Below are 13840 nucleotides of genomic sequence, written 5' to 3'. Positions count from 1 at the left end.
ACGCAGTCTGTCCGTGTGTTAGATTGTCGGAACACTACCGCATTTCTACGGTCCTACGGCCGCGATCTCGGTGTTTGGTGCACAGAAAAGCGGCCAATTTAACATATTGGCGCCTTGCCCAAAATCCCTGTCGTTGTTAGAGTTTGCCGCACTTTTTTACCCACGCGTTGCCTAGGGTCCCTTTCCCATGTTCAAGAAACTGCGTGGCATGTTTTCCAGCGATCTTTCCATCGACCTGGGCACTGCCAACACCCTTATTTACGTGCGCGAGCGCGGTATCGTCCTGAATGAACCCTCGGTCGTGGCCATCCGCACCCACGGTAACCAGAAGAGTGTCGTGGCTGTCGGTACGGAAGCCAAGCGCATGCTGGGCCGTACACCGGGCAACATCGCAGCCATTCGCCCCATGAAGGACGGCGTGATCGCCGACTTCAGCGTCTGCGAAAAGATGCTGCAGTACTTCATCAACAAGGTTCACGAAAACAGTTTCCTGCAGCCCAGCCCTCGTGTGCTGATCTGCGTGCCATGCAAGTCCACCCAGGTAGAGCGTCGTGCCATCCGTGAATCGGCCCTCGGTGCCGGTGCTCGCGAAGTGTTCCTGATCGAAGAACCGATGGCCGCTGCCATCGGTGCCGGCCTGCCGGTGGAAGAAGCTCGCGGCTCGATGGTCGTCGACATCGGTGGCGGTACCACTGAAATCGCGCTGATCTCCCTCAACGGTGTGGTCTACGCCGAATCCGTACGTGTGGGCGGCGACCGTTTCGACGAAGCGATCATCACCTATGTGCGTCGCAACTACGGCAGCCTGATCGGCGAATCCACCGCCGAACGCATCAAGCAGGAAATCGGCACGGCCTACCCGGGCGGTGAAGTACGGGAAGTCGACGTACGCGGTCGCAACCTGGCCGAAGGCGTTCCACGGGCCTTCACCCTCAATTCCAACGAAGTGCTCGAAGCGCTGCAAGAGTCGTTGGCGACCATCGTCCAGGCCGTCAAGAGCGCCCTGGAGCAGTCGCCGCCGGAGCTGGCCTCGGACATCGCCGAGCGCGGCCTGGTGCTGACCGGTGGTGGCGCGCTGTTGCGTGACCTCGACAAGCTGCTGGCCCAGGAAACCGGCCTGCCGGTGATCGTTGCCGAAGACCCGTTGACCTGCGTTGCCCGCGGCGGTGGCCGTGCGCTGGAAATGATGGACAAGCACACCATGGACCTGCTCTCCAGCGAATAAGTCTGGCTGAGTGGTCTATGTTGTTTGCGCCCGGGCAGCACTTTGCAGTGCTGCCCGTTGGCGTTTATCTTCTGTCATTCGTATCCAGGCCGGTTTGATGCCGTATGAATAAAGAAAACATTTGCCTGGGAGGAGCGGCCTATTAAACCGCTTTTCGCCAAAGGCCCCTCATTGGGCGTGCGCCTGCTGGTGCTGACCGTGCTATCGGTCGCGCTGATGGTGGTCGATGCCCGCTTCACGCTGCTCAAGCCTGTACGCAGCCAGATGTCGCTGGTGTTGATGGAATCCTATTGGATCACCGACCTGCCGCAGCGCTTGTGGCAAGGTGTCGCCAGCCAGTTTGGCAGCCGGACCGAACTGGTCGCCGAAAACGAAAAACTCAAGACCGAAAACCTGCTGTTGCAGGGGCGCATGCAGAAACTGGCGGCCCTCACCGAGCAGAACGTGCGGCTGCGCGAGTTGCTCAACTCGTCCGCGCTGGTCAACGAAAAGGTCGAAGTGGCCGAGTTGATCGGCATGGACCCCAATCCGTTCACCCACCGCATCCTGATCAATAAAGGCGAGCGCGACGGCGTGGTCCTCGGCCAGCCGGTGCTCGATGCCCGGGGCCTGATGGGGCAGGTGGTGGAGTTGATGCCCTACACCTCGCGGGTGCTGCTGCTGACCGACACTACCCACAGCATCCCAGTACAGGTCAACCGCAACGGCCTGCGGGCGATTGCCAGTGGTACCGGCAACCCGGAACGCCTGGAGCTGCGGCACGTAGCCGACACCGCCGACATCAAGGAAGGCGACCTGCTGGTCAGCTCCGGCCTCGGCCAGCGTTTCCCGGCCGGGTACCCGGTGGCGACGGTCAAGGAAGTCATCCATGACTCCGGCCAGCCGTTCGCGATCGTCCGCGCGGTGCCGACGGCAGCATTGAATCGCAGCCGCTATCTGCTGCTGGTCTTCAGCGACAACCGTACGCCCGAAGAGCGCGCCAACGACGCCGCCGTGGCCCAGGAAGCCCAGGACCGGCAGGGCGGCGAGTCGGTTACGCCGGTTACGCCGGTTGCGCCCGCGCCTGCACCCGCTGCGCCGGCCACGGTGCCCAAGCCTCAAGCGGCAACACCCGCTACGAGCGCACCGGCCACCACACCGTCGACCGCACCCGCCACGCCTGCCGCGGCACCCGCCAGGCCAGCCACCCACGCCCCGGCGTCCCAGCCTGCCAGACCTGCGGCTCGACCACCGGCCTCGACACCCGCCGCTTCACCGGCGCCCAGGGGAGCACGAGAAGAATGAGCAGTACCCAATCCGGTAACGGCTGGATGGTCTGGCTGACCTTCGCCATCGGCCTGTTGCTCAGCGTTTCGCCGCTGCCGCAGTTCATGGAAATCCTGCGTCCCCTGTGGCTGGCCTTGTTGCTGGCCTTCTGGGCGCTGGCCTTGCCCCACAAGGTCGGCATGGTCACCGCCTGGTGCCTGGGCCTGGCCGAGGACGTGCTCTACGGCACGTTGCTGGGGCAGAACGCATTGATCCTGACGCTGATCACGTTCCTGGTGCTGTCGCTGCAACAACGCCTGCGGATGTTCCCCATGTGGCAGCAATGCCTGGTGATCCTGGTGATCTTCGGCCTGGCGCAACTGGTGCAGCTGTGGCTCAGCGCACTGACCGGCAATCGCCAGCCGACCCTGGCGCTGGTCTTGCCAGCCCTGGTCAGCGCGTTGCTCTGGCCATGGGTCAGCTTCGGTTTGCGTGGCCTGCGCCTGCGTTTCAAAATCAACTGATTCGCGCAGGATATCGACACTTTTTTTGATGACTTACATCCCTGTGGCGAGGGGATTTATCCCCGCTGGGCTGCGTAGCAGCCCCAAGCCAGGCAACTAGGTGTGCCAGGAAGATTGAGTTCACTGCTTTAGGACTGCTGCGCAGCCCAACGGGGATAAATCCCCTCGCCACAAAAGCCGGTCGCGTTAGGGAGATGTCTTGATGAAACCGCTTTACCTCGCCTCAGGCTCGCCGCGTCGGCGTGAGCTGCTCACGCAGATTGGCGTGCCCTTTACCGCCGTCGGCGCGGACATCGACGAAACTCCCCTGGACCACGAAACCCCATCGGCCTATGTCGAGCGTCTGGCGCGTGGCAAGGCCGAGGCTGGGCTACGTGCGCTGCAACCCGGTGTGGATGGCTGCGTGCTCGGGGCGGACACCGCCGTGGTGCTGGAGGGGCGGATTCTCGGCAAGCCCATGGACCAGGCCGACGCTTTGTCGATGCTGCTGAGCCTGTCCGGTCGCGAGCATGAGGTGCTGACCGCCATTGCCGTGCTGGACGGCTTGCGCTGCGAGTCCCGGGTGGTGCGCAGCCGGGTGCGTTTCCGACCCATTACCGAGCAGGAAGCGCTGGCCTATTGGGCCAGCGGCGAACCCCGGGACAAGGCGGGCGGCTATGGTATCCAAGGGCTGGGCGCGGTGTTCGTCGCCGGGCTGGAAGGCAGTTATTCGGCCGTGGTCGGCCTGCCGCTGTGCGAAACCGCAGAACTGCTGGGCCATTTCGGCATACCCTGTTGGCAAACCTTGAGCGTGCGCTGAGCGCCGTCCGACTTGATGCGGCCATTATCGTGAACATGCCTGAACGAGACCCTGCCATGAGTGAAGAGATCCTGATCAACATCACGCCGATGGAATCGCGCGTGGCGGTGGTTGAAAACGGCGTGTTGCAAGAGGTTCACGTCGAGCGCACGCAAAAACGTGGCATCGTCGGCAACATCTACAAGGGCAAGGTCGTGCGGGTGCTGCCGGGCATGCAGGCGGCCTTCGTCGACATCGGCCTGGACCGCGCGGCATTTATCCACGCCTCGGAAATCTCCATGCGCGAAGGGCCGGCCGTGGAGAGCATCAGCGCGCTGGTGCATGAAGGCCAGAGCCTGGTGGTGCAGGTCACCAAGGATCCCATCGGCTCCAAGGGCGCGCGCCTGACCACGCAACTGTCGATCCCGTCGCGCTACCTGGTGTACATGCCGCGTACCGCCCATGTGGGTATTTCCTTGAAGATCGAAGACGAAGCCGAGCGCGAGCGCCTCAAGCAGGTGGTCAGCGACTGCGTGGAAAAAGAGGGCATCAAGGAAACCGGTGGCTTCATCCTGCGCACCGCCGCTGAAGGGGCCGGGGCCGATGAGATCCTCATGGACATCCGTTACCTGCGAAGGCTCTGGGACCAGATCGCCGCGCAGATCAAGACCATCGCCACCCCCAGCGTGATCTACGAAGACCTGGGCCTGGCGCTGCGAACCTTGCGTGACCTGGTCAGCCCCAAGATCGAGAAGATCCGCATCGATTCCCGGGAAACCTTCCAGAAAACCACCCAGTTCGTCGCCGAACTGATGCCGGAGATCGCCGACCGTCTCGAGCATTACCCTGGCGAGCGGCCGATTTTCGATCTGTACGGCGTCGAGGACGAAATCCAGAAGGCCCTGGAGCGCAAGGTGCCGCTCAAGTCGGGCGGGTACCTGGTGGTCGATCCAGCCGAAGCCATGAGCACCATCGACGTCAACACCGGGGCGTTCGTCGGCCACCGCAACCTGGAAGAAACCATCTTCAAGACCAACCTGGAAGCCGCCACGGCCATCGCCCGGCAACTGCGCCTGCGCAACCTGGGGGGGATCATCATCATTGACTTCATCGACATGGAAGATGAAGAGCATCAGCGCCAGGTACTGCGGACCCTGGAAAAACAACTCGAACGCGATCACGCCAAGACCAACATCATCGGCATCACCGAACTGGGCCTGGTGCAGATGACCCGCAAGCGTACCCGCGAAAGCCTCGAGCAGGTGCTGTGCGAGCCGTGCAGCAGTTGCCAGGGGCGCGGCAAGCTGAAGACCCCGGAAACCGTGTGTTACGAAATCTTCCGGGAAATCCTCCGGGAGGCGCGCGCCTACCAGGCGACCGGTTATAGAGTGTTGGCGAACCAGAAAGTGGTGGACCGTCTGCTCGATGAGGAGTCAGGCAATGTCGCGGAGCTGGAAGCGTTTATCGGACGCACGATTCGCTTCCAGGTCGAAACCATGTACTCCCAGGAACAATACGACGTGGTGTTGCTCTGAAGAGCTTGGGAAGCGGCGGGCCCGCGGATTTGATTGTCTTTGCCAGGGGAGCCCACTGACATGGAGCGTCTGACACGCTTGATCGCGACGCTGACTCGTTGGGGCTTGGGGCTTTGCGCGCTGCTGCTGGTGCTGCTGGCGTTGTACGTCAGCCTCGGTCGCGAGCTGGTCCCGCTGGTGGCCGAATACCGCGCCGAGGTCGAGGCCCGCGCCGGCGCGGCCATGGGCATGCCCGTGCACATCGGCAGTCTCGACGGCAGTTGGGACGCCCTGGCGCCGATCGTGGCGGCGCGCGACGTGGTGGTTGGCGAGGGCCCCAACGCCTTGCACCTGGATCAGGTGCGGGCCGTGCCCGGCCTGTGGGACAGCGTGTTGGCGCGGCAGGTGCGCATCGCCCACCTGGAAGTCAGCGGCCTGAAGATCAGCCTCAAGGAAGGCGCCGACGGCAAGTGGGCCCTGGAAGGCCTGCCGGTGAAGGACGATCAGCCCCTCGATCCGCAGCAATTGCTCGAACGCATGCAAATGGTTTCAAGGCTCTCGGTGCTCGATAGCCAGGTGACCTTGCAACCCGTCGAGCAGCCCCCACTGACCCTGACCTACGTCGGCTTGAGCCTGCGCACCGGCGCCTCCCGCCAGCGCCTGGACGCACGCCTGACCCTGCCCGACGGCCAGCCGGTGGCGATCAACCTGCGCACTCGCCTGCGCGCCAGCGACTGGAAGAATGGCCAGGCCGACGCCTACTTGAGCCTGCCGCAAAGCGACTGGTCCAAATGGCTGCCGAAGCGCCTGACCCAGCAATGGAATTTTTCCCGGATCCAGGCCGGCGGCGAATTCTGGCTCAGTTGGGGCGAGGGCACGGTGCAAAGCGCGGCCATGCGCCTGAACGCGCCGCAGCTCGACGGCGCCTATGGCGAGCGCAAGCCGGTGCAGATCCACAACCTGGCCCTCAATGCGTACTTCCAGCGCGGCAGCCAAGGGTTCACCGCGACCTTCGACTCCCTGGCGATGAACCTGGGCGAAACCCGCTGGGAATCGCACCTGCAACTGCAACAAAGCGCCGCCACCGAGCAGGCCGAGGAGCGTTGGCACCTGCAGGCCGATCGCCTGGACCTGACTCCGCTTACGCCGTTGCTCAACGCCCTGGCGCCTTTGCCCGAAGGCCTGGCCACGACGATTGACCGGCTCAAGGTGACCGGCGCCCTGCGCAACGTGCTGTTGGACTATCGGCCGCAGAACACCGGCGCCCAGAAAATCAGCTTCGCCACCAACCTGGACACTGTCGGTTTCAATGCCTATCGCGGCGCCCCGGCGGCGCGCAACGTCTCCGGGAGCCTGAGCGGCGACCTGGGCGGCGGCGAGCTGCGCATGGACAGCAAGGACTTTTCCCTGCACCTGGACCCGATCTTCGCCAAGCCCTGGCAGTACCTGCAAGCCAACGCCCGGCTGACCTGGAAGCTCGACAAGCAAGGCTTCACCCTGATCGCGCCGTACCTGAAAGTGCTGGGCGAGGAGGGCCGGATTGCTGGCGACTTCCTGATCCGCCTGCATTTCGACCATAGCCAGGAGGACTACATGGACCTGCGGGTCGGCCTGGTGGACGGCGATGGGCGCTACACCGCCAAGTACCTGCCGGCTGTGCTCAGCCCGGCGCTGGATGAGTGGCTGCGCACGGCCATCGTCAAGGGCGCGGTGGACGAGGGTTTTTTCCAGTACCAAGGCTCGTTGAACAAAGGTGCCGGGGACGCGGACCGCAGCATCAGTCTGTTTTTCAAGGTGCATGACGCCGAGCTGGCGTTCCAGCCGGGCTGGCCTTCGGTCAGCAAGGTCAGCGGCGATGTCTTCGTCGAAGACAGCGGCGTGCGCATCTTCGCCAGCCAAGGGCAGTTGCTCGATACTCAGGTCAGGGATATTTCGGTGAACATTCCCCACGTACCGACCGGGCAGAGTTCCCATCTGCTGCTGGACGGCGGGTTCGCCGGCGGGCTGGGCGACGGCCTGAAAATCCTCCAGACCGCGCCCATCGGTACGGCGGAGACGTTCGCCGGCTGGGAAGGCGAGGGCGACCTGAACGGCAGCGTGAAGCTCGATATCCCGCTGGTCAAAGGCGAGCAGCCGAAGATCCAGGTGGATTTCGCCACCGACAAGGCCCGGCTCAAACTCAGCGAACCGGCGTTGGAGCTGACCCAGCTCAAGGGTGATTTCCGCTTCGACAGCCACAAGGGCCTGAGCGGCAAGGGCATCAGTGCCCGGGCATTCGACCGCCCCGTGACCGCGCAGATTTTCGCCGAGGGCCGTGCTGGTGCGCTCAATACGCGGGTCACCGCGTCTGGGCAAGTGGAGGTCAAGAAACTCACCAGTTGGCTGAATGTCACCCAACCGCTGCCGGTCTCCGGCGTCGTGCCCTACCAGTTACAAGTGATCCTCGACGGCGCCGACAGCCAGTTGTCGGTCAGTTCCAGCCTCAAGGGCGTGGCCATCGACCTGCCGGCCCCCTTCGGCATGGCCGCCGACGTCGGGCGTGACACGGTGTTTCGCATGACCTTGCAAGGGCCGGAGCGGCGTTATTGGGCCGACTATGGCGACCTCGCCAGCTTCACGTACGCCGCGCCAAGCGGGAAAGTCGCTGACGGTCGCGGCGAATTGTTGCTGGGCGCCGGCGATGCGGTGTTGCCGGGCGCCAAGGGCCTGCGGCTGCGTGGCACGTTGCCGGAACTGGACGTCAGCCCCTGGCAGGACCTGGTGAACAAGTACGCCGGCCACGACCCAGGCGGCAGTGCCAAGCAACTGCTCAGCAGCGTCGACCTCACCGTCGGCAAACTCACGGCCATGGGCACTACCCTCGACCAAGCCTCGGTGCAACTGGACCGCAAGCCGGACGCCTGGGCCTTGCAGCTCGCCAGCCAGCAGGCCAAGGGCAACGTCAACCTGCCGGACGCCAAGGCCGCACCGATTGGTATCAAGCTTGATTACGTTCGCCTGCCGGCCACAGACCCGACGGTCCAGGCGGATGAAAATGCGCCGGACCCGCTGGCCTCGGTCGATCCCGGCAAGATCCCGGCCATGGATATCGCCATCGACCAACTGTTCCAGGGCCCCGATCTGATCGGCGCGTGGTCGTTGAAAGTGCGACCGACCGCCAAGGGTATCGCGCTGAACAACTTGGACATGGGCCTCAAGGGCATGGTGTTGAACGGCAGTGGCGGCTGGGAAGGCGTGCCCGGTGCCACCAGCAGTTGGTACAAGGGCCGGATCAGCGGCAAGAACCTGGGCGATGTGCTCAAGGGCTGGGGGTTTGCGCCAAGCGTGACCAGCCAGGCGTTCCGCCTGGATGTCGATGGCCGTTGGCCGGGCTCGCCAGCATGGGTCGCCACCAAGCGCTTTTCCGGCAGCCTCGACGCGTCGTTGAGCAAGGGCCAGTTCGTCGAAGTCGAAGGCAGCGCCCGGGCGTTACGGGTGTTTGGCCTGCTGAACTTCAACTCCATCGGTCGACGCTTGCGCCTGGACTTCTCCGACCTGTTCGGCAAGGGCTTGAGCTACGACCGGGTCAAGGGGCTGCTGGTGGCGAGCGACGGGGTGTACGTGACCCGCGAACCCATTACCCTGACCGGGCCGTCGAGCAACCTGGAACTCAACGGCACGCTGGACATGGTGGCCGACCGGGTCGACGCCAAGCTGTTGGTGACGCTTCCGGTGACCAACAACCTGCCGATTGCCGCGCTGATCGTTGGCGCGCCGGCGGTGGGTGGGGCGCTGTTTCTGATCGACAAGCTAATCGGTGACCGCGTGGCGCGCTTTGCCAGCGTAAGATACGACGTCAAGGGGCCGTGGAAAGAGCCGAAGATCACCTTTGACAAGCCGTTTTGACGAGTTGGCGCGAATCCCCTGTGGGAGCGGGCTTGCTCGCGAAAGCGTCGGCACAGTCAATATTGATGTGACAGACATACCGCCTTCGCGAGCAAGCCCGCTCCCACAGGTGAGTGATACGAGAAGTGAGGGAAGTACCATGCCAGTCGCCGTGATTCAAATGGTCAGCCAAAGCGATGTGCTCGCCAACCTGGCCCGTGCCCGGGTGCTGCTGGAGCAGGCTGCCGCTGGCGGTGCGAGGCTGGCGGTGCTGCCGGAGAATTTCGCGGCGATGGGGCGGCGGGACGTGGCCGACATCGGGCGTGCCGAAGCCTTTGGTCAGGGACCGATCCTGCCCTGGTTGAAACAGGCCGCCCGTGACCTCAAGTTATGGATTGTGGCCGGTACGCTGCCGTTGCCACCCAAGGACCAGCCCGAGGGCCGGTCCCATGCCTGTTCGTTGCTGGTCGATGACCAGGGCCAGATCGTGGCGCGCTACGACAAGCTGCACCTGTTCGATGTGGACGTGGCGGACAATCGCGGGCGTTATCGGGAATCGGATGACTATGCTTATGGTGCCAACGTGGTGGTGGCCGATACCCCCGTCGGCCGCGTTGGCCTGACGGTCTGTTATGACTTGCGGTTCCCGGAGCTCTACAGCGAACTACGCGCTGCCGGGGCCGAGCTGATCACGGCACCGTCGGCGTTTACCGCGGTGACCGGCGCGGCCCATTGGGACGTGCTGATCCGCGCCCGGGCCATCGAGACCCAGTGCTATGTGCTGGCGGCCGCCCAGGGTGGCGTGCATCCGGGGCCTCGGGAAACCTTTGGCCATGCCGCGATTGTCGACCCGTGGGGCCGCGTGCTGGCGCAACAGGATCAAGGCGAGGCCGTACTGGTGGCCGAGCGCGACAGCAGCGAACAGGCGTCCATCAGGGCGCGCATGCCGGTGGCCAGCCATCGGCGCTTTTTCTCGCAGGGCGCTCGACAGCGGCCTGTCCAAGACGACGAATTCAAGGCGTAAAACATATGAGCGGGTTGTTGTCCTCAGTCAGTGAACACCTTTTAGCCCCCGGCGGCGTGACCCTCGAAAGCCTGCAAGGCGTGCTGGGCGACCTGGCCGGCCCGGGTATCGATGCCGCCGACCTGTATTTCCAAGGCCAGATCTCCGAGTCCTGGTCGCTGGAAGACGGCATCGTCAAGGAGGGCAGTTTCAACCTCGACCAGGGCGTGGGCGTGCGTGCCCAGTCCGGCGAAAAAACCGGTTTTGCCTACAGCAACGCCATCACCCTCGAAGCCCTCGGCGCAGCGGCCCGTGCGGCCCGCTCGATCTCCCGGGCCGGGCAGAACGGCACGGTCCAGGCATTCAGCAGCCAGGACGTGGCGCAGCTCTATGCCCCGGACAACCCGCTGGAAGTCATGAGCCGCGCCGAAAAAGTCGAGCTGCTCAAGCGCATCGACGTCGCCACCCGCGCCCTCGACCCGCGTATCCAGCAAGTGTCGGTCAGCATGGCCGGGGTCTGGGAACGGATCCTGGTGGCCTCCACCGACGGTGGCCTGGCGGCGGACGTGCGGCCATTGGTTCGTTTCAACGTCAGTGTGATCGTCGAGCAGAACGGCCGTCGCGAGCGCGGCGGCCATGGCGGTGGCGGGCGCACCGACTACCGTTATTTCCTCAGTGAAGACCGCGCCATGGGCTATGCCCGCGAAGCGCTGCGCCAGGCGTTGGTCAACCTCGAAGCCATCCCGGCCCCGGCCGGTACATTACCCGTGGTGCTCGGCTCCGGCTGGTCCGGCGTGCTGTTGCACGAAGCGGTGGGCCACGGCCTGGAAGGCGACTTCAACCGCAAGGGCAGCTCGGCCTACAGTGGGCGCATGGGGGAAATGGTCGCCTCGAAGCTCTGCACCATTGTCGATGACGGCACCCTGGCCGGGCGTCGTGGCTCCCTGAGCGTCGACGATGAAGGCACACCGACCGAATGCACCACGCTGATCGAAAACGGTGTGCTCAAGGGCTACATGCAGGACAAGCTCAACGCCCGATTGATGGGTGTGGCCCGCACCGGCAACGGTCGCCGTGAGTCTTATGCACACCTGCCGATGCCGCGCATGACCAACACCTACATGCTGGGTGGCCAGAGCGATCCGGCGGAGATCATCGCCTCGGTGAAAAAAGGCATTTATTGCGCCAACCTCGGCGGTGGCCAAGTGGACATCACCAGCGGCAAATTCGTGTTCTCCACCAGCGAGGCCTACCTGATCGAAGACGGCAAGATCACCGCACCGGTCAAGGGCGCGACCCTGATCGGCAACGGGCCGGAGGCGATGAGCAAGGTGTCGATGGTGGGTAACGACCTGTCGCTGGACAGCGGGGTGGGTACGTGCGGCAAGGACGGGCAATCGGTGCCGGTGGGCGTCGGCCAGCCGACCCTGAAGATCGATGCGATTACCGTGGGTGGCACGGGCGCTTGAAGACATTCGGGGACTTGCTTGAGTCGTGGCGAGGGAGCTTGCTCCCGCTCGGTTGCGTAGCAACCGCATTTGGGCTACTGCGTAGCCCAGCGGGAGCAAGCTCCCTCGCCACGGTAACAGTCACCCCGTGGAGGGGCGTGAAGCGGGTGAAGCTCAACGCAGGCCGCGTTGAGTCTCGTCCAGCTCACGGATGTACTTGAAGATTTTACGGCTCGAGGCCGGTGGCTTGTTCTGCGCCAGTTCGTGCTGGGCCTGACGGATCAGGGAGCGCAGTTGCTGGCGATCGGCCTCCGGGTAGTCGATGACGAACTTTTCCAGGGTGCCGTCGTCGCCTGCGATCAAGCGATCGCGCCAGCGTTCCAGGTTGTGGAAACGTTCGTTGTACTGTCGGGTGGAGGCATCGAGTTGATCGAGCAGCACCAGGATGGCGTCAGTGTCCTGATCGCGCATCAGTTTGCCGATGAATTGCAGGTGCCGTTTACGCGCGATATTCGCGGTGTGCTTGGGCGCATCGGCCAGGGCCCGGCGCAAGGCGTCGGTCAAAGGCAGTTTGGCCAGCAAGTCAGGCTTGAGTGTTGTCAGGCGCTCGCCGAGGTCAACCAGAGCATGCAGCTCGCGTTTGACCTGGGATTTGCTTTTTTCACCCTCGTAGAGGGAGTCGTCGTAAGAATCAACCATGGTGGCAGTCCGCAAAGAAACGCCGCCATGATAACCAGTCGGGGGCCGCTTGTCCGGCCCGGTCGCTCGATGGCCATCACCGAAAACAGAATTTGAGTGGAGAACACCATGAGTGCAGTTCAAAGCGTCGGCCCGCAAGCATTGCCGGCACTGCAGGAACAGGTCGAGCAGATCCTCGCCGAGGCCAAGCGCCAGGGTGCCAGTGCATGCGAAGTGGCGGTGTCCCTGGAGCAGGGCCTGTCGACGTCGGTACGCCAGCGCGAGGTGGAAACCGTCGAGTTCAATCGCGACCAGGGGTTTGGCATCACCTTGTACGTGGGCCAGCGCAAGGGCTCGGCCAGCACCTCGGCCAGCGGCCCAGACGCCATCCGCGAAACCGTCGCCGCCGCGCTGGCGATTGCCCAGCACACCTCCGAAGACGAAGCTTCGGGCCTGGCCGATGCTGCGCTGATGTGCAAGGAACTGAAGGATTTCGACCTGTTCCACGCCTGGGACATCACCCCAGAGCAGGCCATCGAGCAGGCACTGCGTTGCGAAGCGGCGGCATTCGAGGCCGACAGCCGGATCAAGAACGCCGACGGCACGACGCTCAATACCCACCAGGGCTGCCGGGTCTACGGCAACAGCCACGGTTTCATCGGCGGTTATGCATCGACCCGTCACAGCCTCAGTTGCGTGATGATCGCCGAAGCCGACGGCCAGATGCAGCGCGACTACTGGTACGACGTGAGCCGCCAGGGCACCTTGCTGGCGGACCCGGTGAGCATCGGCCGCAAAGCCGCGCAACGGGCGGCCAGCCGTCTGGGCGCGCGGCCGGTGCCGACCTGCGAAGTGCCGGTGCTGTTTTCGGCCGAGTTGGCCGGTGGACTGTTCGGCAGCTTCTTGTCAGCGGTGTCCGGCGGCAACTTGTACCGCAAGTCGTCGTTCCTCGAGGGCGCGCTGGGCCAGAAGCTGTTCCCGGAATGGATGACCATCGACGAGCGTCCGCATCTGATGCAGGCCATGGGCAGTTCGGCGTTCGATGGCGATGGCCTGGCCACCTATGCCAAGCCGTTCGTGGAAAACGGCGAACTGGTGTCCTACATCCTCGGCACCTATTCGGGCCGTAAGCTCGGCATGCCGAGCACCGCCAATGCCGGTGGCGTGCATAACCTGTTCGTGACCCATGGCGAAGAAGACCAGGCTGCCTTGCTGCGCCGCATGGGTCGGGGCCTGCTGGTGACGGAACTGATGGGCCACGGCCTGAACATGGTCACCGGGGATTATTCCCGTGGCGCGGCGGGTTTCTGGGTCGAGAACGGCGAGATCCAGTTCCCGGTCCAGGAAGTGACCATCGCCGGGAACATGCGCGACATGTTCAAACAGATCGTGGCCGTGGGCAACGATCTGGAATTGCGCAGCAACATCCGCACCGGCTCGGTGCTGATCGAGCGGATGATGGTGGCGGGGAGCTAACGCCTCACCGTGTAAAAAAGGCGCGTCATCCACTGGGGGTGACGCGCCTTTTTTGTGCCCGACGATCCTGTGGCGAGAGCGCTTT

The 13840-nt window shown here is 64.0% G+C and carries 10 protein-coding genes; 9 read left to right on the top strand and 1 reads right to left on the bottom strand.

Features of this window, described 5'->3' with window-relative positions:
- Nucleotides 1-187: 187 nt before the first annotated feature.
- The 8 genes from mreB (at nucleotide 188) to tldD (ending at nucleotide 11622) form a co-directional block, all read left to right on the top strand.
- Nucleotides 188-1225, top strand: coding sequence for a rod shape-determining protein MreB (gene mreB, locus HU715_RS24890; protein WP_002555108.1), 1038 nt, complete (start codon nucleotides 188-190; stop codon nucleotides 1223-1225).
- Between the two features lie 141 nt (nucleotides 1226-1366).
- A complete protein-coding gene (gene mreC / locus HU715_RS24885) occupies nucleotides 1367-2509 on the top strand; it encodes a rod shape-determining protein MreC (protein ID WP_186710693.1) in 1143 nt (380 codons plus the stop codon).
- Nucleotides 2506-2994 carry a rod shape-determining protein MreD gene (gene mreD, locus HU715_RS24880; RefSeq protein ID WP_003197820.1) on the top strand — a complete coding sequence of 163 codons (489 nt, stop codon included), beginning with the start codon at nucleotides 2506-2508 and terminating at the stop codon, nucleotides 2992-2994. Before mreC ends, mreD begins: the two co-directional genes overlap by 4 nt.
- Nucleotides 2995-3196: 202 nt before the next feature.
- Nucleotides 3197-3793, top strand: coding sequence for a Maf family protein (locus HU715_RS24875; RefSeq protein WP_186710675.1), 597 nt, complete (start codon nucleotides 3197-3199; stop codon nucleotides 3791-3793).
- A 56-nt stretch (nucleotides 3794-3849) separates the two neighbouring features.
- On the top strand, nucleotides 3850-5307 hold the full coding sequence (gene rng / locus HU715_RS24870; RefSeq protein ID WP_053118461.1) for a ribonuclease G: 1458 nt from the start codon (nucleotides 3850-3852) through the stop codon (nucleotides 5305-5307).
- A gap of 60 nt (nucleotides 5308-5367) precedes the next feature.
- A complete protein-coding gene (locus HU715_RS24865; protein WP_186710677.1) occupies nucleotides 5368-9171 on the top strand; it encodes a YhdP family protein in 3804 nt (1267 codons plus the stop codon).
- 139 nt (nucleotides 9172-9310) lie between these two features.
- Complete coding sequence (locus tag HU715_RS24860; RefSeq protein WP_186710679.1) at nucleotides 9311-10174, top strand: carbon-nitrogen hydrolase family protein; 864 nt, start codon at nucleotides 9311-9313, stop codon at nucleotides 10172-10174.
- 5 nt (nucleotides 10175-10179) lie between these two features.
- Nucleotides 10180-11622 (top strand): metalloprotease TldD, encoded by a 1443-nt coding sequence (tldD, locus tag HU715_RS24855; protein ID WP_186710681.1) that lies wholly within the window; start codon nucleotides 10180-10182, stop codon nucleotides 11620-11622.
- A gap of 153 nt (nucleotides 11623-11775) precedes the next feature.
- Here the strand turns inward: tldD and yjgA are convergent, their stop codons facing one another.
- Nucleotides 11776-12300 (bottom strand): ribosome biogenesis factor YjgA, encoded by a 525-nt coding sequence (yjgA, locus tag HU715_RS24850; protein ID WP_014336624.1) that lies wholly within the window; start codon nucleotides 12298-12300, stop codon nucleotides 11776-11778.
- A gap of 108 nt (nucleotides 12301-12408) precedes the next feature.
- Here yjgA and pmbA point away from each other — a divergent pair, with 108 nt between their 5' ends.
- On the top strand, nucleotides 12409-13755 hold the full coding sequence (gene pmbA / locus HU715_RS24845) for a metalloprotease PmbA (protein WP_186710683.1): 1347 nt from the start codon (nucleotides 12409-12411) through the stop codon (nucleotides 13753-13755).
- The last annotated feature ends 85 nt before the right edge of the window (nucleotides 13756-13840 follow it).

Origin of the sequence: Pseudomonas zanjanensis (assembly GCF_014268745.2) — a bacterium.
GTDB lineage: Bacteria > Pseudomonadota > Gammaproteobacteria > Pseudomonadales > Pseudomonadaceae > Aquipseudomonas > Aquipseudomonas zanjanensis.
The sequence above is the reverse complement of the archived record's forward strand: the minus strand, read 5'-3'. Positions and strand labels throughout refer to the sequence as shown.